Here is a 23289-nt window from a genome sequence, read left to right on the forward strand (position 1 = left end):
TTGTCGAACCACGAGGCGTGTCACGAGACTATTCGTGCGTCTCGATCACCAGCACTTCGCTGCGCGGCACGTCGGCAAACGACGCCGCAAAGGTCAGGAAGCTGATCGACAGGGCGAACAGGGCGGTGAGGAGGAGCTGGGTCATCTTTTTCATTCCGGGCATGGCGTTGACGCTTTGGCTGACCGGGCCGCGATGGGCTTGCGTCAGCGTTGCTCTCCTCTAGTCGACCCGCTTTGAACGCAGGACCAATGCGCCATTAATCTGCCGTTCAGAATGCAGGTTGCCGCATGCCAGCCATGTCCGACCGAACCAAAGTCGACACCGCGCGTTGCTGTAGGGATCATTTCCGCGGAAGGCCCTGTGATGTCGATCGATGCCGTTGCCCCCAATGCTATTCCCCAATTGGCTATTTTCACCGATTTCGACGGTACGCTCGTCGAGATCGCCGAGACGCCCGACGCTGTCGAAGTGCCCGACACGCTGGCAGAACAGCTCGCCCACGCCGTGCGCGAGCTCGACAGTGCCTTTGCCGTATTGACCGGCCGCGAGATCGCCGACATCGATCGGTTCCTCGCCCCGCTCCACCTGCCCATTGCCGGCGCCCACGGCACCCAGCGGCGCCGCGCCGATGGCGTCCTTGAGACCGCCGACCCGGCGATGATCCTCGCTGCCGAGGAGATCGCCCAGGCTGTCTCACCGCTGGTTGTGGCCAATCCGTCCCTGCTGCTGGAAATCAAGGAAGGCGCTGTCGCACTCCACTTCCGCCAGGCGCCGGAACTGGAAACTGCCGTGCGCATCGCCATGGAAGAGGCCGTCCACAGCGTGACCGATTTCACCTTGGTCCCCGGCAAGATGGTGCTCGAAGCCCGGCCGCGCGCCGTCAGCAAGGGTGAGGCCCTGCGCGCCTTCATGCGCGAGGAACCCTTCCTGGGCCGCACGCCTATCTTCATCGGCGACGACGTTACCGATGAAGATGGTTTCATTGCCGCCCAGGATCTGGGCGGCGTCGGCATCAAGCTGGGCGAAGGGGACACGGCCGCGCGCATGCGCATCGCCGATGTCGCCTCAGTGCATGCCCTGATCAGGGGCCTGGGCGATATCGCCGCCCGCGACCGCGAAGTCGCACTGACGCATTGACTGGACTGAACCGGGGGACCTTATGAGCCGCATCATCGTCGTTTCCAACCGAACGCCGGGCAAGGGCCCGGCGGCCGGCGGCCTCGCCGTCGCCCTGCGCAAGACGCTGGCCGAGCGGGAAGGCTTCTGGTTTGGCTGGTCCGGCAAACTGGTGGATGATCCCGCGCCCTCAGCCAAGTTTCAGGACATTGACGGCCTCTCCGTGGCGCAGATCGACCTGACTCGCGACGATCACCACGCCTATTATGCCGGCTTCTCCAACTCCATCCTGTGGCCCAGCTTCCACCTGCGGCTCGACCTCGCCACCATCGAGGCTCATTGGTATGAGGGCTACCGCCGGGTCAACCAGCAGTTTGCCCGCGCCCTGCTGCCGCTGCTCAAGCCCGACGACATCATCTGGGTGCATGACTATCACCTGATCCCGCTGGCCAGCGAGCTGCGCAATCTGGGTGCGCGCAACCGCATCGGCTTCTATCTCCACATCCCCTTCCCCACGACAGACGCGCTCTACGCCATCCCGCACCACCAGGAGCTGATGCGCGACCTGTCACGCTATGACCTGATCGGCATGCAGGCCAACAGGGACGTCACCGCTTTCACCGAATTCGCCGAGCACCAGACGCCCTCCACGCTGTCGGGCTCGCCGCTGAAGTCGGTTGATTTTGGCCGCACCGAGGTCGCAGCCTTTCCCATCGGCTCGGATCCCGACGCCTTTACACGCCTCGCCACCAGCCCCGCCGCCGTCAAGATGATCCGGCGCATGGACCGCTCCCTCCAAGACCAGCAATTGATCCTCGGGGTTGATCGGCTCGACTATTCGAAGGGCCTGCCGCAGCGCGTTGAGGCCTATGAAAAGCTGCTGGCCAACGACACCCGGTTCCGCCGCCAGGTGCATATGCTGCAGGTGGCGCCGCCCTCGCGCGACACCATCAAGGAATACCAGGCCACCAGTGACGCCCTCGATGCCATTTGCGGCAGGGTGATGGGACGCTTCGCCGAGCCCGACTGGCAACCGCTGACCTATGTCAAGCGCGCCTATGGCCAGCCCAGCCTAGCCGGCCTGTACCGACTGGCCCGGGTAGGCCTGGTCACGCCCCTGCGCGACGGCATGAATCTGGTGGCCCACGAATACATCGGAGCGCAGGACCCTGACGATCCCGGCGTTCTGGTCCTCTCGCGTTTTGCCGGCGCCGCCGAGATTTTCGAGGACGCCATCCTGGTCAATCCCTTCGATACCGACGAAACCGCCGAGGCCCTGCGCATGGCGCTGGACATGCCACGCGACGAACGTATCGCCCGCTGGCAGACGCTGATGGCCGCCGCCCGCAAGCACAATGTCGAGGACTGGTCCAAGGATTTCCTCGAACGGCTGGCGCCGGCATCGACAGCGGGCACGGGCACGCGGGATATCCTCTATCTGGCCTCGGTGGCTTGAGAAGGAAGAACACCGTCCTCGCCGCTTCCCCTTACCAAACCGTCATCCACCTCTCCCCCTTGTAACGCCCCTTTCGGCTCTTCCCGCGTTATCACCCATCACGCAGCCGGTGTTGGGCGGAGCCTACGACCCGGCGATCAGAAAGGGGATGACCATGACCAAGATGAACCGCCGCGACGCCCTGAGGGCTGTTGCCGTCACCGCTTCGGGCGGATTGCTGATGAGCCAGCAGGCCTTCGCGCAGGAGGCCGGCGCCGGCACCAGCCAGACCGCAGGCCTGTTGCAGGGCGCCGATGTCTGCGCCATCGTCCCCGAAGTGACCGAGGGACCCTATTACTTCGACCCGGCCATGGAACGCGTCGATATCACCGAAGGCCGACCCGGCATCTCGACCCGTATCCGCCTGCAGGTGGTCGATGCAGGTTGCGTCCCCATGCCTGGCGCTCGTGTCGATATCTGGCACTGCGATGCCACAGGCGTCTATTCGGGCTATGCCGGCCAGGGCGATGACGGCTCGATCGATACGACGGGCGAGACCTTCATGCGCGGCACCCAGTTTGCCGACGACAACGGCATCGCCGAATTCGAGACTGTCTATCCCAGTTGGTATCGTGGCCGCACCACCCATATCCACTTCAAGATCTTCCTCGACGAGACCAACATCCTCACCGGCCAGATCTTTTTTCCCGACGCTCTGTCGGAATACATCTACCTCAACGTCGCGCCTTACAACGATCGGGCCAGCGCCCGCGATACGCTCAACTCCAATGACAGCATCGCGGCACAGTCGACCCGCACCGCCTTTGCCTTCATCAAGGAACTGGATGAGGAATACCTGGTCGCCATGATTGTCGGAGTCGATCCGGCGGCGCAGTCGGCCGTGGGTTTCTCGATGGGCGCCCCTGGTGGCGACCGCCCGGAACCGCCGGAAGGCGGTGCGGGCGGCCAGATGGGCGGTCCGTCGGGCTCGGCCGATCGCGCGACAATGACCCCACCGGTCAAGGGGCTGTAACCTCTTCACCTCTCCCTCTGGGGGAGAGGTGAAGGTGCTTCAGTGGCTCACCCAGGGACTTCCCGACGCCCCGAGCAGCGTCACCAGCAGCCTGTTCATCGGCGTCGGAATGCCGTGCTTCTCGCCAAGCCGCACGATGACGCCATTGCGCGCGTCGATCTCCATCTGGTGCCCCGCCAGGCGGTCGGCATGGATGGAGCCGGCGATCGAGCCTTCGGCCGCGTTGCGGGCATTGTCCACCACGCCGTCGATCACCGCTTGCGGAATGACGGCGCCTTCGGCCCGTCCCACCGCGGCGCATTCCTCCGCCAGCCCGCGCACAATGGCTTCAAGCTCGTCGCTCCAGACCGGGCCGGTGGCGCGCAGCGTCAGCGCCGGGACGATAGCGCCGCAATTGCCGCAGAGCTTGACCCAGGCGCGGGTGGCAAAGTCCGCGTCAGCGGCCGCCTCGATCTCGGCATGGGCGAACAGGGCCACCAACGCGTCGCCGTTCTCCCCCGCCGGCACCCAGATGAGGCCATGCCGGCTCTGCGTGATGCGCCCCGGGGCATGGCGCGCCGCGGGCAGGTTGATGATGACGGGCACCAGCTGCTCGGCCGGCACCAGATGCTTGAACAGCCTCACATGTTCCACCCCGTTCTGGATTATGGCGACGCGCGTCCCCTGCACGACCAGCCGATCCAGCCACGGCTTGGTGGCCTCCGCGTCATAGGTCTTGGTCGCCACCATCACCCAGTCGACCGGTGTCGCCTTGGCCGGATCGGTCAATACGGTCGGCTTTGCAGTGATCACGCCGCCAGGGGTCTCGACCCTGATATCATCGAGCGGTGTGCGGGCGCAGACGGTGATATCGAGCGCAGGATTTTGCGCCAGCCAGGCAGCGACCGTTCCACCGATGGCGCCGGGGCCGATAATGGCAATCGAGGTCATGGCAATACTCCAAACAAAAAGGGCGGCCACTGGGGCCGCCCTTTCATTATCCGATTCCGCGCGAGTTTATGCGCGGCCGCGCTGGCGATCCGCATTGGAGCGGCCGCCGGTGCGGACGGCGTCCTTCTGCGTCTTGCCCCAGCGCTGCTTGGTCTTGTCGCCCGCTGGCTTTGCCGCCATGGGCTTGCCGGTTTCCATGTCGCGGCGCACGCCCCGAGCCGGAGCAGCACCTTCCACCGGACGGGTGCGCGGTGCGCTGTCCGGACGACCGCGGCCAGCCTCGGCCGGGCGGGCGCGTGGCGTGTCGGACGGCTGGTGATGCGGCTGCGGCTGGACCTTGCCGCCAATTTCCTTGGCGAACTCGGCAAACGGACGACGCTCGGCCGGCGAGCGGCGATCGGTCTGATCCTTGCGCGGATTCTTGGCCGAACGCGGGCCCGGACGACCGCCCGAGGGCTTCTTGTAGGCCGAGCGCGGCGCTTCGACGACGCCGGTCTCGTTGCCCGAATGCAGGTCACCCGTGTAGGGCAGCGTGCGGCGGATCAGGCGCTCGACGTCGCGCAGCTTGCCGCGCTCGGTGCCATCACAAAGGGTGATCGCAATGCCCGAAGCGCCGTTACGACCGGTGCGGCCGATGCGGTGCACATAGTTCTCCGGATCATCGGGCAACTCGTAGTTCACCACATGGGTGATGCCGGGCACGTCGATGCCGCGCGCCGCGATATCGGTAGCGACCAGGATGCGCACGTCGCCCGTGGCGAAACCCTTGAGGGCCGCCTGGCGGGCATTCTGGCTCTTGTTGCCATGGATGGCCGCAGCCTTGTGGCCGTCGATCTCGAGATTCTTGGCGACGCGGTCGGCGCCATGCTTGGTGCGCGAGAAGATGATCACGCGTTCCATATTCTCGGTTTCGCTCAGCAGCAGCTCGTTGAGCACGCCGCGCTTGGCCTTGGCGCCGGAGAGGATCACGCGCTGGTCGATCTTGACCACGGTGGAACCGGCAACCGATGCATCCACACGCACCGGGTCATTGAGCAGGGTCTTGGCCAGGTCCGCCACTTCGGGCGCCATGGTGGCCGAGAACATCATGGTCTGGCGCTTGATGCCGATGGCCTTGGCCACCGCACGCACCGGGGCAATGAAGCCCATGTCCAGCATCCGGTCGGCTTCGTCGAGCACGAGCCAGCGGGTTTCGTTGAGGCGGATCTTGCCGTCGTCCATCAGGTCCTTGAGGCGGCCCGGCGTGGCGACGACGATATCGACGCCGCGCTCGAGGCGCTTGACCTGGTGGTAGCGCGACACGCCACCCAGCAGCAGCACGGTGTCCAGCTTCATCTTGGAGCCGGCAAACTTGCGGATGGCTTCGTCGATCTGGACGGCCAGTTCACGCGTCGGGGCGAGGATAAGAGCACGGGTGGTGAGCGGCCGCGGACGGCCGGTGAGGCCCAGAATACCGGCCAGGATGGGCAGGCCGAAAGCCGCCGTCTTGCCAGAGCCGGTCTGGGCAATGCCCATCATGTCCTTGCCCTCGAGGAGCTTGGGAATGGCCTGGAGCTGGATCTTGGTGGGCTCGGTGAAGCCGCCGGCAGTCAGGCTGTCGGTGATGATGGTCGGCAGGCCGAGGGAAATGAAGTCGTTCAAAAGACACGTCTTTCTGCGCCATATGGCGCTTGCAGGCGCGCAGAACTATGCAGCGCGCAAATCGCCGTTCCACGCGGAACGACGGATCAACAGGTGCAATCGGGCGATAAAAGGGAAATATCGCGCGGGTGCTGGCTCGAACCCGGACAAACTGTTTCCGGGCTGACTTCGCCGCTCACCGCAGGGGATAAGAAGAGAAGTCCGTCACCAAAGTTCTGGCGCCAGCGGATCCATTGAAGGTCCATGCGCCGGTGACGATGGGTGTCATATGGGGGATAGGGACTGAAATAGCAAGGAAATTCCGGATGCGCCGCTGCATGGCGGGGTTGCAGGGCAAGTCGTGGCATCGGTACACCCCGCCCTCAAATCCCGCCATACCAGTCATAGCCCTGGTCCGGCCAATAGCCGCCCTTGCCTTTGCCGAACGCGCTGAGGTCATCCACAAGCTCGATCGTGTGCAGATATTTCGGCTGCTTGTAGCCCAGTGCCCGCTCGATCCGGAGGCGGACCGGTGCGCCATTGGCCACCGGCAGCACCTGATCGTTCAGCCCATAGCTCAGGATCGTTTGCGGATGATAGGCGTCCACCAGGTCGCTGCTCTCATAGTAGAGGATATCGCCCGATAGGGTCCGCTGGATATTGTCGTAGCAGTGATAGACGCAGAACCGCGCGTGGGGCTTGACCCCGGCCATGTCCAGAATCGGCCCCAGCGGCGTACCCGTCCATTTGGCAATGCAGCTCCAGCCTTCGACGCAGTCATGCCGCGTGATCTGGCTGCGCACGGGCATGTTGCGCAATTCAGCGAGGGAGAAACTCACCTCGCGCTCGACCATGCCCTTGATCGTCAGCCGATAGGGCTCGAAATTCTGCATCTTGAGGAACGTGTATTCCGGCGTCGATGGATCGGTGGACCCATTCGGCCGCTGCCCCTGGCGAATCTCGCTGGCCGAGTATTCCCGCGCCAGCGTCTGGTCGCCGATCAGCGTGCGCTGCACGTTGTAGGTCAGCACATTGGCCTGTTCCATCACATGGCGGACCGGGTTGGTCTTGTCGCCGAGGAAATTGAACTGGTCGCAACCGGCCAGGATCAGCCCTGAACCGGCCACGGCCGAGCTGCGCAGGAAGTTGCGACGGGTGATCAGCCGGCTCATGGTCGGTCTCCTTCGACGGTGGGTGTGCCAGGGCTGGCGCGGTACCAACCCGACAGCATCGAGCGCAGCTCGTTGAACGGCCCCGCCGCCAGCACCATCACGATATGGACGATGAAGAACGCCACCAGCAGCAGCATGACCACGAAGTGGATGGTCCGCGCTGTCTGCCGCCCGCCGAAAATGTCGAGCAGCCACGGCCAGGCCGCGTCCATGCCCGGGCTCATGGTGAGCCCCGTCAGCACGATCAGCGGGAACAAGATGAAGAAGACCGAGAAATAGGCCAGCTTCTGTAGTGGGCCATAACTGCGGCCGTGCTTGAAGCGCAGGGTCGCATGATCCACCACATCCCTCGGCAGGCCCGCGATATCTGATGGCTTGGGCACGATATCGCGGCGGATATGGCCGTTGACGAAGCTGGCGACGAACCAGATGAAGATCGTGGCGACGAATATCCAGCCAAAGAAGAAATGCACCACGCGGCCGGTGCCGAGGTCGCGATAGCCCGGAATGGTCAATGCGCCGGGAAAGGCCGTGAAGGTGGGCCGCTCGGCCGCCCCGCTCATGCCCAGCACGCCCGTCGTATCGAACGTGTTGCCGAAGATTGTCGTCTGCCCGCGCGGTCCGGCATCGGTGTTGATGGCGCCGATCTCAAGAATGGCGTTCTCATATTCGAACCCCGATTCCTGCCCGATATAGAGCGCCGGATGCGCATTGAAGATCTGCAGCCCGGTCAGCAGCAGGAAGAACAGGCAGATTGCCCAGATCCAGTGCGTCACCCGCGTCCAGACCGACTGGCGATAAATCAGCGGCCCCTTGGCCGTCGACAAGCCGGATGTTTCGCTCATGCTTTCCCCGCTGGTCTTGGGACCAAACTGCCCCGCACCATGAGCAACGGCTCCGCGCGGGGCAAAATCACAGATAACACGTATTCGTTACTTCGTGGCAGGCGCCATCGCGTCGGTGGCCATGGCGTCGGTGGCCATCGCATCACCGCCCATCGCATCGCCCATCATGCCGGTATGGGCCTCGTTGCAGGCGGCGACCGCCACCTCCATCACATGTGCGAAGGTGATCATACCCGCCTGTTCAAGACAGAGCTTGAGGTCGTCGTCGCTCATCATGGCATCGGCCGCCATTGCGTCGCCAGCCATGGCATCGGTCGCCATGGCGTCCTGCGCAAGGCTGGCAGGAACAGCGGCAAAGGCAATGGCAGTAGCGGCGGCAAAGGAAAGAGTGCGCAGGGCAAAGGTCATTGTTGTCTCCCGGACATAGACCACGCCCAAGTGGCGCGGTTCATGCCCTGCCATTCGCGAGATTCCTGTTGGTCGTTACGCGTTCACGCGGTCGTGATCAGGAAAACGCCATTCCCTGATTTCTCTTAGCGATGTAACCATATCGGCCATGGGGCCGAATGAGCGAGTAATGCAGACTGATCCGACCGAGAAGCGACTGCGGGCGCTGATGCTTGCTTCGCTGGACGGCGACGCCGCGGCCTATCGGTCGCTGCTGACCGAACTTGGTCGCCATCTGCGCCCGTATTTCACCCGGCGGCTCACCCCCGCCTTTGCATCGCACGCGGAGGACCTCGTGCAGGACACTCTGCTGGCCATTCACACCCGCCGCATGACCTATGATCGCAGCCGCCCCTTCACGGCCTGGCTGCATGCGGTGGCGCACCACAAATTCGTCGACCACGTCCGCCGCCAGTCGATCCGGCTCACCGTACCGCTCGAGGACGACGCCCCGATCTTTGCTCATGACGACAGCGCCGACGCCATCGCACGGCGCGATCTGAATGCCGTGCTTGAGGCCGTCCCGCCCCGCACCAGCGACCTGATCCGCCGCACCAGGGTGGATGGCGCCTCGGTGGCCGAGGCGGCCGCGGCCCATGGCATGACCGAGACGGCTGCCAAGGTCTCCATCCACCGCGGCCTCAAATCGTTGGCAGCGCGCTTTGCGGGGGGCCGAAATGACCGATGAGCTGATCGCGCGCCTCTCTTCCAACCTCAACCGGGTGCCCCCTCAGGCCTTGCAGAACCGTCTGTGGATCGCCGTCGGGATAGGGCTGAGCGCTGCCCTGTTGCTCGCCTATCCCGTATTGCACTTGCTGCTCGACCGGCCCATGGGCGCCACCTGGGGCGGCATGATGTTCTGGGTCAAGGCGGGCTATACCATTGCTTTCGGCTTGCTCGGCTGCGCCGCGCTGCCAGTGCTTGCTCGGCCCGACGGGCGCATCCTCTGGCCCATGGCTTCCGCCGCCATCCTGTTGCTGGCTAGCCTGACTCTCGGCACCATGAGTTGGATGACCACAGACTGGTCCATGTCCGAACTTATGGGCGCCACATCCATGGTTTGCCCGTGGCTGATCGTGCTGACGAGCACCCCCATACTGGCGGCGATGCTGGTTGCCCTGCGAGCCATGGCCCCACGCTCGTCAACCATGGCCGGCTTTGCTGCCGGGCTGTTGGCCGGCGGTTTTGGTGCGGCCATCTATTCGTTCTATTGCGGGGAAACCGGCATGATGTTCATGGCGGTCTGGTACTCGCTAGGCGTTGCGGCGACAGCTGCATTGGGAGCCCTGCTGGGTCGACCGCTGCTTCGGTGGTAATTGGATCCCGAAGCCGCAGACACCCTCGGTTCCAAACGGTTGCGTCACTCTTCCCGTGCCGCCCAGTTCATGCCCCGCCGCATGATCGTGGCCATTTCCAGCACATCGAACTCCTTGGCCTGGTGCCCCAGCGTCGAGTGAAACACCCGGCCCTTGCCATGCATGCGCTTCCACACCACGGGCATCTTCACGCCGGCAATCCACGGCGCATGCTCGCCGCTGAATGTCGTCGTCGCCAGCACGTGGTTGGCGGGGTCGACATGCATGTAATACTGCTCGGACGTGTAGCGAAACGACTTGATCCCCGCCATGATGGGGTCGAGCGGATCGGCAACGTCCACCGTATAGTCGATGATATTGCCCGGATGGGCCACCCACTGGCCGCCGACCATGAATTGATAGTCCACCGCGTCGCGGAAAGCGTCGCTCATGCCGCCATGATGACCCGCCAGTCCCACACCGCCCTCGACCGCCTTGGTCAGGTTCTCCACCTCCGCCTTCTCGATCTTACTCATCGTGAAGATGGGGATGATCAGGCTCAACTCATGGATGGACGGATCGGCGAAAGCGCTGGTTTCGGTGGCCATGCGCACCGAAAATCCGTCCTCGTGCAGCCATCGGCGATAGATGGCGGCACATTCCTCCGGGTCATGCCCGGACCAGCCGCCATAGACGATCAATGCGCTTTTCATGCCGCAAACTCCGCAAACCAAACGGCGCGGAGATTACCTGACTGAACCGCTAATGAAACCCCGGCATCACGCCGGAACGACAATGCCCCATTGCGCGCGGGCAAAGGCCCAGCTGCGCAACACCATGAAATTGACGCCTGATGTCAGGGCGATGACGATCATAGAGGCCACCACCGTCGGCACGGCCAGCATGCCGTGGACCACGAAGGAAAACAGCGCCGCCAGCAGCAGCGCCATGCCCTGCACTGCCATGTAGCGCGGCAGCGCATGGCTGTGGGGCGCGTCGGAATCGAACGAATAGCGCCGGTGCATGGTGTAGACCGGCACGATCAGCGCGGCATAGCACGCCGCATTGACCAGCCAGTCGGCCACACCCGTATCGAGCCAGATCATCGCCGTCGACAGCACCACGAAGGCCGCCGCGCCGGCAGCACCAATGGTGATGAAGGCGATGAGCCCGCCAAACAGCGGCGCTCTCGACCGCGATGGGGTCACGTCACGCATCAGGCTCTGCAGGGCTGCGCTCATGATCGGCCTGGTCCTTGTCGTCTGGCGGGTCCACGCGAAGACTATCGTCTCCGGCCTTTCCCGTCGGTTTATCCATGCCGCCACGCCTCGCTGTTTTGCGTCATGGTTGACCGATGTTGAACCCCCATTGCTGCATGCGGCCCATGAACGCAGCGTGACCGCGTGAAAATTGACCAAAAGGTCCACTTTTCACTGTCACAAAAGACTGGTTAACTCATGGCACTGCCCTGGCCGAAGCGCGGGACCGTCTATCTGGACGCCCGACATCAGCAAGGCCCGGACTGCCAAAAGCAAACAAAGGGATACAGGGATGAAACGATTGCTTCTCGGCGCTACGGCGCTCACCCTCTGCGCCGGATTTTCGGGCGCCGCCTATGCGGATTTCACGCTCAACATCCTGCACATCAACGACTTTCACTCCCGCTTCGATCCGATCACCGGCAGCGATTCCAACTGCAACGCCGAGGATGATGCTGCCGGCGAGTGCTTCGGCGGCATTGCTCGCCTCAAGACCATCATTGATGATACCCGCGCCAAATATGCCGATGGCAATTCGCTGCTGCTCTCGGCCGGCGACAATTTCCAGGGCTCGCTCTACTACACCACCTACAAATCCAAGGTGGTCTCCGACTTCTTCAACCAGATGGGCTTTGACGTGGTCGCCACCGGCAACCACGAATTCGATGACGGCCCGGAAGAGTTCATGAAGTTCATCGAGGCGGCCGAATTCCCCATTATCGGCGGCAATTTCGACGTCACGCGCGATGAGAACCTGCGCGGCAAGATCAAGGGCTCCTTCGTCATTGAAGTCGGCGGCGAAAAGATCGGCATCATCGGCGCCACCACCGAAGACACGCCCGAAATCGCCTCGCCCGGTGCCAATGTCGAGTTCACCGATGTCATCCAGTATGTGCGCGGCGCCTCCGAAGCGCTCGACGCCGCTGGCGTCAACAAGATCATCCTGCTCAGCCATATCGGCTACACCGTCGACATGGACGTAGCCGCGGCCCTGCCGCTGGTCGACGTCATCGTGGGCGGACACAGCCATACCCTGCTGTCCAACACCGCCGAAGGCGCCGCCGGCCCCTACCCGACCATGGTCAAGAACCCCGATGGCGTCGAAGTGCCGGTCGTTCAGGCCAATCAATATGGCAAGTATCTGGGCGACATCGCCATCACCTGGGATGACAATGGCGTCGTCACCAAGGCCGAGGGCGAGCCCTTCCTGATCGACGCCTCGGTCATCGGCAACGAGGACTTCAAGGGCCAGCTCGCCGAACTGGCTGCCCCCATCGCTGAAGCCATGGGCGTCGTCATCGGCACCACCACGGCCGCCATCGATGGCGCCCGCGAAACCTGCCGCGCCGTTGAATGCCAGATGGGCAACCTCGTCGCCGAGGCCATGCTCGACCGCGTCAAGGACCAGGGCGTCACCATTGCCATCCAGAATGGCGGCGGTCTGCGTGCCTCGATCGACGCCGGTGAAATCACCGTCGGCGAGGTCATCACCGTGCTGCCCTTCTCCAACACGCTCGCCACTGTCGACCTGACCGGTGCCGACGTCATCGAGGCGCTCGAAAATGGCGTCAGCGATATCGAGAATGCCGCCGGCCGCTTCCCGCAGGTTGCCGGGCTCAAATACAGCTACACCCTGGCCAAGCCGGCTGGTGAGCGCATCAGCGACGTGATGGTCGGCTCCGGCGACAGCTGGGCTCCGATCGATGAAGCCGCGACCTACACCATCGTCACCAACAACTACATGCGTGGCGGCGGCGACGGCTATGGCACCTTCGCCGAGGGCGACAACGCCTACGATTTCGGCCCGCCCCTGGAGCAGGTGCTGGCCGACTTCATCGCCAAGCAGGGCGGCGAATACACGCCCTTCACCGACGGCCGCATCACCGTCATCGAGTAAGGCCTAGCCTGTGAAACGCGAAGGGCGCCCAATGGGCGCCCTTTTTTCATTCTGGCCGGGTACTCAGGTTCTGCGGGCGATCTGGTTCCAGGCCAGCAGGATGATCACCGCACCCACGACAGCGCCGATGAAGTTGGCCCCATCATTGGGCCCGTACCAGCCGATAGCCTGGCCCAACCATGTGGCCAGCACCGAGCCGATAATGCCCAGGACGGTGGTCAGGATGAATCCGGCAGGCTTCTTGTCGCCCGGCGTGATCCATTTGGCGATCAGTCCCGCCAGAAATCCGATGATGATGGCCCAGATAATACCCATTACGACGCTCCTTGTGTCCGTATCAGGATAAGTCGGCAACGCTGTATCGGGTTGCAAGACCCATAGGCGCCGACGCCGGTTTTCAGGAGTTTGCCGCGGCAAAAGCCATCGCAGAGCGACCGTCGTTGCTACATCGCAACATGGCAAAGACCGGTGCCGCGCAGCCCGGATTGTGATCAGTTTTTGTGCAACTCATCCCCGGCGGGCTCGTTAAGGCGCTGTTCAAGTGGGGGGCACAATCCCACTGAGGAGTACAAGATATGAAGAAGACCATTATTGCCACCACCATCGCAACCCTGCTTGCGGCGACCTCCCTGCCGGCCTTGGCACAGGATGCAGGCGTCCAGGTTGATACCGGCGCCGGCGTCACCGTCGACACCCCGGCCGTGGATGCGGCCGTCGGTGCTGATGCCAATGCGAACGCCAATGCCAATGCCGGCGGCATGTCCGACAACACCTATGGCTCGGTTGTCTCGTCGATCCAGGGCTCGGCTGATGTCGATCTGTCGACCGTGACCGATGAGTCCAAGGTCACCATCGTGCTGCTGTCGTCGCTGCAGGGCGATGCGGCCACCGAGGCCGCCGCGCTCGATGAGGCGCTGTCCGCCAATGCCGATGGCATGACCACGCTGCACACCAATATCGATGGCAATGCGACCATCAAGGCCAAGCTCGAGGCCGAAGGCCACGCCACCAGCGACGTGGTTGCCGTCAAGAGCAATGCCGATGGCTCCGTCATCGTCTATGTCGACGACCGCGCCTGATCTCTGGCGCGAACGAGAAACCCCGGCCTTGCAGCCGGGGTTTTTTCATGTCGATTGCGTCTGGCGGCTCAGACCTTGTGCTCGGTCCGGTCGCGATCGGTTACCGTCGCCAGGTCCAGCACCTTCTGGATATTGGTTGCGTGGCGGAAGCTCGGCTCCTGGTTGTGGCCCGACCGCACCGCCTCGACGAAGCGCATGTAGTTGGTCGGCACCGGATCGACCGCCACTTCGGTCCAGGTCCCCGTCTCCGCATCCGCGCCCAGGCAGGTGAAAAGCTTGGACCAGTCGTGCCGGTGCTGCACTTCGACGGAGCCCAGTTCGCCATAGACGCGCAGGCGCAGCTCGTTGAAATGCCCGGTCGCCCAGCGCGTCGCGTGGATCACGCCCAGCGCGCCATTCTCCAGCTGCGCCGTCATGGCAAAGCTGTCATTGGCATCCAGGTCATACTCGCCGATCCGATTGTTCTCGGCCTTCTCGAACGTCTCCAGCCGGCAGAACACCCTCGAGAAATCGCTGCCAGCGCCATAGGCCGCGAAATCGAGGATATGCACCCCGATATCGCCCAGCACGCCATTGGAGCCGTGCTTCTTGCTCAGGCGCCACAGCCACTGGCTTTCCGTGCGCCAGTCGCCCCAGGCCTTGCTCACCAGCCAGCTCTGCAGGTAGCTAGCCTCGAAATGCTTGACCCTGCCCACAGCGCCAGACTGTACGATCTCGCGCATCTTCTGCAATTGGCTGACATTGCGGTAGGTGAGATTGACCATGTTGATGAGCCCAGCCTGTTCGGCAGTCTCGGTCATTTCCATCGCTTTGGCATGGTCGGTCGCCAGCGGTTTTTCGCAGAATACGTGCTTGCCCGCCTTCAGCGCCGCCATCGTCGTCGGATGATGCACGCTGTCGGGCGTCACATTGGCCACTGCATCAAACTGGCCCCAGGCCAGGGCCGCATCCAGCGACCCGAACCCGCGCTCGATATTATGTGTCGTGCAGAACGCCTCGACCCGCGCCGGGTCGACGTCGACGCCGCCGGCCAGGGTCACGCCCTCGATCGCCGCAAAATGCTTGGCATGCTGATTGGCCATGCCGCCGGTACCCAGAATGAGGATACGCATAATCTATGTCCTAGGCGGCACCCGTTTGGTCCGCAAATTCGTGGTCAGGCTCTCGTTATCAGTAGACCTCATCCTGAGCCTGTCGAAGGACGAGGTCGTGGCAGGCGCCGTGTGCCCGACCTCGTGGTTCGACAAGCTCACCATGAGGTCTGAAGGAAGGAAGTCGGCGCCCGCTTAGCGTATCCCTACCGGAAGCCTTCTTCCCGGCCGTGATGCAGCTTCGGGCCGCGTTCCACCAGCGGCTCGATCGACTCTTCCACCGGCGTATTGGGCGCCTCGAGCAGTTCGGGATGCTGGTTGGCATTGTAGGCCCAGTTGACCGCATTGCGCAGCACTAGGCCGACCGTATCGTCGTGATAGGTCGGGTAAGTCTCGTGGCCCGGGCGGAAGTAGAAGATGTTGCCCGCGCCGCGCCGATAGGTCAGCCCGCTGCGGAACACTTCGCCGCCCTGGAACCAGCTGACGAACACCGTTTCCAGCGGCTCGGGAACGGAGAAGGGTTCGCCATACATCTCTTCCATTTCGAGTTCGAAATAGGCCGGCAGGCCCTTGGCGATCGGATGGCCCGGATTGGTGACCCAGAGGCGCTCGCGCTCGCCGGCCTCGCGCCAGTGCAGCGCGCAGGGCGACCCCATCAGGCGCTTGAATATCTTTGAGAAGTGCCCCGAATGAAGCACGATCAGACCCATGCCTTCCCAGACGCGCTTGGCGATACGCTCGACGATCTCGTCCTCGACCTGGCCATGGGCGGCATGGCCCCACCAGACCAGCACGTCGGTATTGGCGAGCGCCTCGACGGTGCAGCCATGCTCGGGCTCCTGCAGCGTCGTGGTCTTGGTCACGATGTTGCTGTCCTTGGCCAGCAGGCTCGCAATCTGGTTGTGCATGCCGGTGGGATAATTGTCGGCGACGATCTTGTTCTTCTGCTCGTGGACGTTTTCGCCCCAGATCAGGGTACGGATCGGCATTTTCAGGCTCCTGGGTTGACTGGCCAAGTGGGGAGGCACCGGCCATTCCGTTGTTCTCTGCAGTATTCCCGCGCCTGCGGGAATCCCCCAATCCTCAGGGAGATTTCCGCGCGCGCGGGAATGACGCAGTGGTTGATCTCGGTGACGGCTATGTGGCCGTCACCAAAAGTGTGATCGCTCAGCGGATCGGCTTGCCGGCCGCATCGAAGCGATGAACCTTGTCCGGCATCGGCGCGATATGCACCGTGTCGCCGCTCTTGTAGTTATTGGCGCCGTCGAGGCGAACCACCACCGGCTCCTCGGTGCCCATCTCCAGATAGACATAGGAGTCCGCGCCCAGGTTTTCGGTATGGATCACCGTACCCGTCCAGGTGCCGTTGCCCGGCACGATGTTGATATGCTCGCCGCGTATGCCGACCGTATCGGCATTGAACGCCTTGGCCTTCTCGCCGGAAATGAAGTTCATCTTCGGCGACCCAATGAAGCCGGCCACGAACACCGAATTGGGGTGCTCATAGAGCTCCATGGGCGTCCCCACCTGCTCGACCAGGCCATCGCGCAGCACGCAGATGCGATCGGCCAGGGTCATGGCTTCGACCTGGTCATGCGTCACATAGACCATGGTCACGTTGTCCATGCTCTCATGCAGCTTGGCGATCTCGATGCGGGTCGCCACGCGCAAAGCCGCGTCGAGGTTCGACAGCGGCTCGTCGAACAGGAACACCTTGGGGTCGCGGGTGATGGCGCGGCCGATAGCCACGCGCTGCCGCTGGCCGCCCGAAAGCTGCTTGGGTAGGCGGTCGAGATACTGCCGGATCTGCAGCATGTCGGCGGCCTTCTCGACCCGCTTCTGGATCTCGTCCTTCGAATGCCCCTTTTCGAGGGTCAGCCCGAAAGCCATGTTCTCATAGACCGTCATATGCGGATAAAGCGCATAGGACTGGAACACCATGGCGATACCGCGCTTGGATGGCGCCAACGCGTTGACGACCTTGCCGTCGAACAGCATCTCGCCCGAGGTGATATCCTCCAACCCCGAGATCAGCCGCAGCAGCGTGGACTTCCCGCAGCCCGATGGCCCCACGAACACCATGAACTCGCCCTTGCGGACTTCGAGGTCGACCCCCTTGATCACTTCGACGGCGCCGAAGGCCTTGCGAATATTGCGAAGCTCGATGCTTGCCATTTCTATGCTCCCTAACCTTTGACGCCGCCGGCGGTGAGACCGCTGACGATTTTGCGCTGGAATATCAGCACCAGAATGACCAGCGGCACGGTCACGATGACAGAGGCCGCCATGATGATGCCCCACGGGATTTCATACTGCGACCCGCCCGACAGCAGCGCGATGGCCACCGGCACGGTCCGCGTATCGTTCGATGAGGTGAAGGTCAGCGCGAACAGGAACTCGTTCCAGGCCCCGATAAAGGCGAGCAGGCCCGTGGTCACCAGCGCCGGCCACATCAGCGGCATGAACACGCGGGTAATGATGATCCAGGGCGACGCCCCGTCGACAATGGCCGCTTCCTCGATTTCCACCGGCAGGTCACGCATGAACGTGGTGAGCACCCAGACCGTGAATGGCAGCGTAAAGATCGTGTAGCTGAAGATGAGCGCCCAGGGCGTGTTGTACATCTGCCAGTCGCCGATCCGCACAGCCCGGACCAGTTCGAACAGGCCGGCCAGCACCGCGATCTGTGGGAACATCGACACTGCCAGGATCACCATCAGCAGGAAACCACGCCCGCGAAACCGGACGCGGCTGAGCGCGAATGCGGCAGTCACCGCCAGGAACAGCGCCAGGATCACGGTGACCGAAGCCACGAAGATCGAATTCAGCAGGTTGCGCGGGAAGCTACCCTGGCTGAACACCGCCTGGTAGTTCTCGAAGCTGAACGACACCGGCCAATAGGTGATGCGGAAAATGTCCGTGCCCGATTTGAAGCTCGTCAGGATCGCGTAGTAGAACGGAAACACGCTCACCACGACGATGAACACCACCAGCGCATAGAACAGCACTGTCTTGGTGATTTTCCAGAGATCGATCGTCGCGCCCATCAGCGGTCTCCCCCATCGAACCGGACCTTGCCCAGCCAGATGTAAAGCATGGTCAGGACGGCAATGATCAGGAACAGCAAGGTCGACATTGCCGATCCATAAGCGAACTTGTCGAAGTCGAAGAGGTTTTCCCGCGCCAGCACAGACATGGTCTTGGTGGCGGTACTGTTGGGCGTCAGCACATAGATCAGGTCGAAAATGCGCAGCGCATCGAGCAGGCGGAAGATGATCGCCACCATCAGGGCGGGGCGAACCAGCGGCAGCGTGATGCGGAAGAACTGCTTGACCGGATGCACACCGTCGAGATCGGCAGCTTCATAGATATCCCGAGGCACCATCTGCAGGCCCGCCAGGATCAGCAGCGCCATGAACGGCGTGGTCTTCCAGATATCGACGATCAGCACCGCCTGCATGGCGGTCTCGGCGGTGGCCGTCCAGGCCACTTTCTGGCTCAACAGGCCAAGGCGCAGGCCAAGGTCGTTGAGAATGCCGAACTGGTCGTTCAGCATCCAGCTCCACATCTTGGCCGACACGATGGTGGGAATTGCCCAGGGAATGAGGATGGCGGCGCGGACAATGCTGCGGCCGCGGAATTCGGCATTGAGCACCAGCGCCACGATCATGCCGAGGATGGCTTCGAAGAACACCGACGTCGCAGCGAAGCGCAGGGTATTCCACACCGCGTTCCACCAGGCCGGGTCCACCAGCAGGCCACGATAGCGCGTCACGCCGCTTTCGAGCGTGGTCCAGCGCAGGTAATTGCCGAAGCCGATCCACTCGGCGCCGTAGAGATCGGTCAGCGAGGCATCGGTGAAGGAGAAATAGATAGAACGAAGAAGCGGCCAGCCCGCCACCACGGCCAATGCCAGCAGCATCGGCAACAGGAACCACCGTGCAGCGCGCACGCGCTGCTGCATCAGTTCCGATTTGATTTTCGGCACAGTCACCGTGACCGGCGGCGCCAGCGTATCGGTCGTCATTGCGGCCTCCTCCCCGTTATTGCGCTTATTGTGGTGTGCGCCAGGGATTCACCTGACGGTCCATGCGCCTATGGCAATCATCGCGCAAAGCGGGCGACCGGGAAACCCCAGCCGTCCGCCTTGCATCTGAGACCTGGGAGGACTTACCAGGCCTCGCCGCCCTTGAGGTCGGTCAGGTCGGCCTCGAGCAATTCGAGGTTCTCCGCCGCGGTGCCGTTACCCGAAAGGGTGTTGTGCACGGCGCTCCAGAACAGCGAGGAGACCTCGTTGTACTTGACCTTGGTCGGTGCCGACGGACGCGGCACTGCATTGAGGAAGATATCCTTCCAGCTCGGGATGATCGGCTGGGCAGCCGCGACATCCGCATCGTCATAGAGCGAAACGATGGTGGGCAGGTTGGACTGGTTGATCGCGCGTTCCTTCTGCACTTCGGTCGAGCTCAGGAAGAGCGCGAGTTCGATAGCGGCTTCCGGATCGGGCGAGTACTTGGACACGGCCACGTTCCAGCCGCCCAGGGTTGCAGCCGAACGTGCGTCCGGGCCGTCGCCCTTGGGCAGCGGAGCCACGTCGAACAGGCCCTTCACCGCCGAGTCATCGCCGTTGCCGAGCGAATAGGCATAGGGCCAGTTGCGGTGGAACACGGCATTGCCGAGTTGCCATACGCCGCGGCTTTCTTCTTCCTGATAGGCCAGGTTGCCTTCCGGCGAGATCGTCCCGATCCAGCTGGCAGCGCGATCGATAGCGGCAGCAGCCTGTTCATTGTTGATCGAGATGGTGCCATCGGCTTCCACGATCTGGCCGCCGCCATTGGACATGACCCATTCGAGGGCATCGCAGGTCAGGCCTTCATAGGCGTTGCCCTGGAACACGAAACCCCACATTTCAGGGTTACCGGCAGCGCGCTCGGCATCCATGATTTCCTTGGCGGTCGCTTCCATTTCGGCCCAGGTGGTCGGCACGGTCTTGCCGTACTTTTCCAGCAGGTCCTTGCGGTAGTAGAGCGCCGGAGCGTCGGTGAAGGCCGGCAGGGCAACGAGCTTGCCGTCAACCGTCTGTGACTCGATGATCGAGGGGAAGTGGTCGCCCACCACGCCTGCGGCGGCTTCGGTCAGGTCGAGGAACTGGTCCGCAAGCTGCGGCGCCCAGATCACGTCGGTCTGGTACACGTCGATGTCGGTATTGCCGGCAGCGAGCCACAGGCGGTACTGGCCGAACTGGTCGGAGGTCGAGGATGGCATCGGCACGACAGTGACGGTGTGGCCCGTATCGGCCTCGAACTTGTCGAGCTGGCTGCGCAGGAATGCGAGGCCATTGCCGGTGTCGCCCGACACGATCGACAGGTCGGCAGCCTGGGCCGAGCCCACCACCAGCGTCACACTCGTCAACAGACCGACGAGCAACTTGTTGATTTTCATTAGATATCCTCCCGAATGAACCAACTGTCAGGGAGGCGCACCGATCCGGCCCTGCGCTTTTGGCGCCGGCCCCGAGCGATTCTCCTCCCTGCAAAAGCGCCCCGTTTCAGCGGCTGTTCCGCCTACATTTCCAAAGCGCTTTGAACGAAAAGGAACCAGAGCGCCGAAATTCTGTCAAGCGGTCACTCAACGGATTTTTGTGAAATTTTCGACTGAACAGAATTTTAGTGTTATATATCAATATCTTATACTCTTGCCGCTGCCTCATAGGTGAATATCACTGCCATTTTAACTGACGTACGCACCTCAAAGAATTGGCTGCAATTTCGGCTCTTGCATCAAAATTTGAAATCGCTTTGAATGATCGACGGAGGAGGGAGCAGGAACCGCTGTTCAAGGCGGCCTGCCTGCCCTAAAGGCAAGGTGACCGGGTGCGCGCCCAAGCAGAGACGCCGCCCAGAAGCGTTGGTCATGTCGTGCCATGGGGCCAGTTGCAGCAATGAGACTGAAGGATTTGGCCGAACATCTCGGCCTGTCGCAGACCACAGTCAGTCGTGCGCTCAATGGCTATCCCGAAGTCAATGAGACCACCCGTCTGCGCGTCGCCGAAACGGCTGCGCGCCTGGGCTACCGCCCCAATGCCAGCGCCCTGCGCCTTGCCACCGGCCGCTCGGGCGCGATCGGCCTGGTGCTGCGCGGGGTGGGGGAACTCGGTCCGCATATGAGCGAGTTCATGGCCGGCATGAGCGGCCGAATGAGCACCGAGGAAATCGACATCCTGCTGATCACCGTGGATAACTTCCAGGATGAGATGAGCGCCTATCGGCGGCTGGCAGCCAGCCAGAAAGTGGACGCCATAGTGCTCCACTCGCCAACGCTCCACGACGCGCGCGCCGAACTGCTGCTCGACCTCAAGATTCCCTTTGTGATGCATGGCCGCACCAATATCGGCGCGCCGATCGCCTGGCTCGACATCGACAATACCGGCGCCATGGAGCGCGCCACCGGCCACCTCCTCGATCTGGGGCACCGCCGCATCGCCCTGCTCAATGGCGTCAAGGGCCGCACCTTTGCCGAACACCGCGAAATCGGCTACCTCGCGGCCTTGTCGGCGCGCGGTGTGCCTTTCGACGCAGCGCTGATGGGCAATTCACTCTTCACCGACGAAGTGGCGTTCCGCATGGCCCAGGCCATGCTCGAGCTGCGCCCCCGCCCCACCGCCTTCCTCGCCGGCTCGATGATGACTGCCCTTGGCGTGTTCCGCGCCATCCGCCAGGCTGGGCTGGTGCTGGGCAAGGACGTCTCCATGATCGCCCATGACGACGTCTTCCCCTATCTCAACGCCGACAACATGTATCCCAGCATGTCGACGACGCGCTCCTCCATCCGCCAGGCCGGCATGCGGATCGCCGAGCTGATCCTGCAGGTCCTCGGCGGCAAGCCGGTCGCCGATGTGCATGAGCTCTGGCCGGTCGAGCTGGTCCTCCGCGAAAGCTCGGGACCGGCGCCGCAATAGCGCCCCCCCCGCCTCAGGCTAGTCCACGCGCAGCACGTGGTTGTCGAAGAGAAAATCGAACCTCTGCGGCGCGCGCTCCGACCCGGCCAGGCCGACCATCTCGCCCTCGCCGCTGGTCGCCACGAACCCTCTGCCGTCCGCCGCCAGCCCGCAGCCATTGCGCAGCGTTTCCACCAGCACCGGCCGCCTGCCCTCGACGTCGATGGCCACCAGCAGGTCGCCTTCCGGCGAGGACACCGCCACCATCGCGCCATCGGCCGATGCGGCAACCGACCCCACATAGTTGCGCAGGTCGACCAGCGTGCCCGGTGGCAGGTCGATAAGGCTGATCTCGCCATCCATGGTCGCATGGCCAACCAGCTGCGGACTGTCCCCTGATGCGCCCTTGTACTGGCAACCGAACCAGACCCGCCCGCGTCCATCGATCGCCATGTGGCGGATCGATAGCTGGTGCAACCCGGCATCGAGCCGCAACTGCCCCACTAGCGCCCCGTCACGCCTGTCGATGAACACCACCGAGGGGTCCATTGTCTCGATATTGAGTTCGGCCCGGCCGAAATCGGGATGCGTCTCGATCCCGCCATTGGCCACGACCAGAGTCACTCCATCGGGCATCAGCAGCATTTCATGCGGCCCGGTGCCATAGGTCGAAAATTCACCGATGCGCCGATAGCCGTCGGTGGCGTCATAGATCCCGACGACGCCCCGTGCCGCCTCGAAATCACTCTCGGTCGCATAGAGCAGCCGCCCATCGGGCGAGAACAGGCCATGCCCGAAAAAATGCCGCCCTTCCACGCTGGTAAGCGTCACCGGCGCCTCGCGGCCAGCAGGGTCAAACACCAGGGCAAACGTCCCCGGTTGCCGGGCAAACACCACGCCCCGCCCGGCCTCGCGGCTGATGGTGATATCGTGCCCCCGGTCCGGCAGGTCGATTGTCGCGATGACATCGCCCCGCTCTCCCAGCAGCACCGCGCCATAGCCACCACCTGCCGTCTGTACCGCGCTGGCAAAGACCAGTTCGTTGCGCTCCAGCGCCTGCACCTGCCGCGGCAACAAGCCCGCCGCGAAGCCCGCCCCGGCCGACTTCAGAAAGGCCCGCCGCTGCCACATG

23 protein-coding genes are annotated in these 23289 nt (G+C 63.2%); 8 read left to right on the forward strand and 15 right to left on the reverse strand.

All coding sequences use genetic code 11. The features are described 5' to 3' along the window. Positions 1-364: 364 nt before the first annotated feature. From otsB to IH615_RS14525, 3 genes are all read left to right on the forward strand, one after another. Complete coding sequence (gene otsB / locus IH615_RS14515; protein ID WP_291362740.1) at positions 365-1138, forward strand: trehalose-phosphatase; 774 nt, start codon at positions 365-367, stop codon at positions 1136-1138. Between the two features lie 22 nt (positions 1139-1160). Beyond that, complete coding sequence (locus tag IH615_RS14520; protein ID WP_291362741.1) at positions 1161-2573, forward strand: trehalose-6-phosphate synthase; 1413 nt, start codon at positions 1161-1163, stop codon at positions 2571-2573. 154 nt (positions 2574-2727) lie between these two features. Beyond that, on the forward strand, positions 2728-3585 hold the full coding sequence (locus IH615_RS14525; RefSeq protein WP_291362742.1) for an intradiol ring-cleavage dioxygenase: 858 nt from the start codon (positions 2728-2730) through the stop codon (positions 3583-3585). 39 nt (positions 3586-3624) lie between these two features. On the opposite strand, the gene IH615_RS14530 is transcribed toward IH615_RS14525, so the two are convergent. From IH615_RS14530 to IH615_RS14550, 5 genes are all read right to left on the reverse strand, one after another. Beyond that, entirely contained in the window at positions 3625-4515 is an 891-nt protein-coding gene (locus IH615_RS14530; protein ID WP_291362743.1) for a 2-dehydropantoate 2-reductase, read from the reverse strand. 66 nt (positions 4516-4581) lie between these two features. Further along, positions 4582-6156, reverse strand: coding sequence for a DEAD/DEAH box helicase (locus IH615_RS14535; RefSeq protein ID WP_316355842.1), 1575 nt, complete (start codon positions 6154-6156; stop codon positions 4582-4584). A 362-nt stretch (positions 6157-6518) separates the two neighbouring features. Then, positions 6519-7307 (reverse strand): molybdopterin-dependent oxidoreductase, encoded by a 789-nt coding sequence (locus IH615_RS14540; RefSeq protein WP_291362744.1) that lies wholly within the window; start codon positions 7305-7307, stop codon positions 6519-6521. Further along, positions 7304-8152: a cytochrome b/b6 domain-containing protein gene (locus tag IH615_RS14545; protein ID WP_291362746.1), complete on the reverse strand. Its 849-nt coding sequence runs from the start codon at positions 8150-8152 to the stop codon at positions 7304-7306. The genes IH615_RS14540 and IH615_RS14545 overlap by 4 nt, the downstream gene beginning before the upstream one ends. A gap of 87 nt (positions 8153-8239) precedes the next feature. Continuing rightward, on the reverse strand, positions 8240-8560 hold the full coding sequence (locus IH615_RS14550) for a pentapeptide MXKDX repeat protein (RefSeq protein ID WP_291362748.1): 321 nt from the start codon (positions 8558-8560) through the stop codon (positions 8240-8242). 196 nt (positions 8561-8756) lie between these two features. Between IH615_RS14550 and IH615_RS14555 the strand changes: the two genes are divergently transcribed. Further along, positions 8757-9287: a sigma-70 family RNA polymerase sigma factor gene (locus tag IH615_RS14555; RefSeq protein ID WP_291362788.1), complete on the forward strand. Its 531-nt coding sequence runs from the start codon at positions 8757-8759 to the stop codon at positions 9285-9287. Beyond that, on the forward strand, positions 9277-9915 hold the full coding sequence (locus tag IH615_RS14560; protein ID WP_291362750.1) for a DUF1109 domain-containing protein: 639 nt from the start codon (positions 9277-9279) through the stop codon (positions 9913-9915). The genes IH615_RS14555 and IH615_RS14560 overlap by 11 nt, the downstream gene beginning before the upstream one ends. 44 nt (positions 9916-9959) lie before the next feature. Here the strand turns inward: IH615_RS14560 and IH615_RS14565 are convergent, their stop codons facing one another. Beyond that, positions 9960-10607 carry a ThuA domain-containing protein gene (locus IH615_RS14565; RefSeq protein WP_291362752.1) on the reverse strand — a complete coding sequence of 216 codons (648 nt, stop codon included), beginning with the start codon at positions 10605-10607 and terminating at the stop codon, positions 9960-9962. A 66-nt stretch (positions 10608-10673) separates the two neighbouring features. Next, a complete protein-coding gene (locus tag IH615_RS14570) occupies positions 10674-11135 on the reverse strand; it encodes a GtrA family protein (RefSeq protein WP_291362754.1) in 462 nt (153 codons plus the stop codon). Between the two features lie 310 nt (positions 11136-11445). Between IH615_RS14570 and IH615_RS14575 the strand changes: the two genes are divergently transcribed. Continuing rightward, on the forward strand, positions 11446-13050 hold the full coding sequence (locus IH615_RS14575; protein WP_291362756.1) for a bifunctional metallophosphatase/5'-nucleotidase: 1605 nt from the start codon (positions 11446-11448) through the stop codon (positions 13048-13050). A 63-nt stretch (positions 13051-13113) separates the two neighbouring features. Here the strand turns inward: IH615_RS14575 and IH615_RS14580 are convergent, their stop codons facing one another. Further along, positions 13114-13365 carry a GlsB/YeaQ/YmgE family stress response membrane protein gene (locus IH615_RS14580; protein ID WP_291362758.1) on the reverse strand — a complete coding sequence of 84 codons (252 nt, stop codon included), beginning with the start codon at positions 13363-13365 and terminating at the stop codon, positions 13114-13116. 260 nt (positions 13366-13625) lie between these two features. Here IH615_RS14580 and IH615_RS14585 point away from each other — a divergent pair, with 260 nt between their 5' ends. Next, the gene (locus tag IH615_RS14585) at positions 13626-14129 is read left to right on the forward strand and encodes a hypothetical protein (RefSeq protein WP_291362760.1); all 504 of its coding nucleotides are present in this window, start codon (positions 13626-13628) and stop codon (positions 14127-14129) included. Positions 14130-14197: 68 nt separating this feature from the next. Here the strand turns inward: IH615_RS14585 and IH615_RS14590 are convergent, their stop codons facing one another. From IH615_RS14590 to IH615_RS14615, 6 genes are all read right to left on the reverse strand, one after another. After that, positions 14198-15241: a Gfo/Idh/MocA family oxidoreductase gene (locus IH615_RS14590; protein ID WP_291362761.1), complete on the reverse strand. Its 1044-nt coding sequence runs from the start codon at positions 15239-15241 to the stop codon at positions 14198-14200. A 185-nt stretch (positions 15242-15426) separates the two neighbouring features. Then, positions 15427-16209 carry a ThuA domain-containing protein gene (locus tag IH615_RS14595; protein ID WP_291362762.1) on the reverse strand — a complete coding sequence of 261 codons (783 nt, stop codon included), beginning with the start codon at positions 16207-16209 and terminating at the stop codon, positions 15427-15429. A gap of 178 nt (positions 16210-16387) precedes the next feature. Beyond that, positions 16388-17395: an ABC transporter ATP-binding protein gene (locus IH615_RS14600; RefSeq protein WP_291362764.1), complete on the reverse strand. Its 1008-nt coding sequence runs from the start codon at positions 17393-17395 to the stop codon at positions 16388-16390. An 11-nt stretch (positions 17396-17406) separates the two neighbouring features. After that, entirely contained in the window at positions 17407-18267 is an 861-nt protein-coding gene (locus tag IH615_RS14605) for a carbohydrate ABC transporter permease (RefSeq protein ID WP_291362766.1), read from the reverse strand. Next, complete coding sequence (locus IH615_RS14610) at positions 18267-19247, reverse strand: sugar ABC transporter permease (protein WP_291362768.1); 981 nt, start codon at positions 19245-19247, stop codon at positions 18267-18269. The genes IH615_RS14605 and IH615_RS14610 overlap by 1 nt, the downstream gene beginning before the upstream one ends. A gap of 143 nt (positions 19248-19390) precedes the next feature. Continuing rightward, positions 19391-20662, reverse strand: coding sequence for an ABC transporter substrate-binding protein (locus tag IH615_RS14615; protein ID WP_291362770.1), 1272 nt, complete (start codon positions 20660-20662; stop codon positions 19391-19393). 499 nt (positions 20663-21161) lie between these two features. Between IH615_RS14615 and IH615_RS14620 the strand changes: the two genes are divergently transcribed. After that, positions 21162-22178, forward strand: coding sequence for a substrate-binding domain-containing protein (locus tag IH615_RS14620; RefSeq protein WP_291362772.1), 1017 nt, complete (start codon positions 21162-21164; stop codon positions 22176-22178). 18 nt (positions 22179-22196) lie between these two features. On the opposite strand, the gene IH615_RS14625 is transcribed toward IH615_RS14620, so the two are convergent. Beyond that, positions 22197-23288, reverse strand: a complete 1092-nt coding sequence (locus IH615_RS14625; protein ID WP_291362773.1) for a DUF1513 domain-containing protein — start codon at positions 23286-23288, stop codon at positions 22197-22199. Between the last annotated feature and the right edge of the window lies 1 nt (position 23289).

This window comes from Devosia sp., assembly GCF_014860165.1.
Taxonomy (GTDB): Bacteria; Pseudomonadota; Alphaproteobacteria; order Rhizobiales; family Devosiaceae; genus Devosia.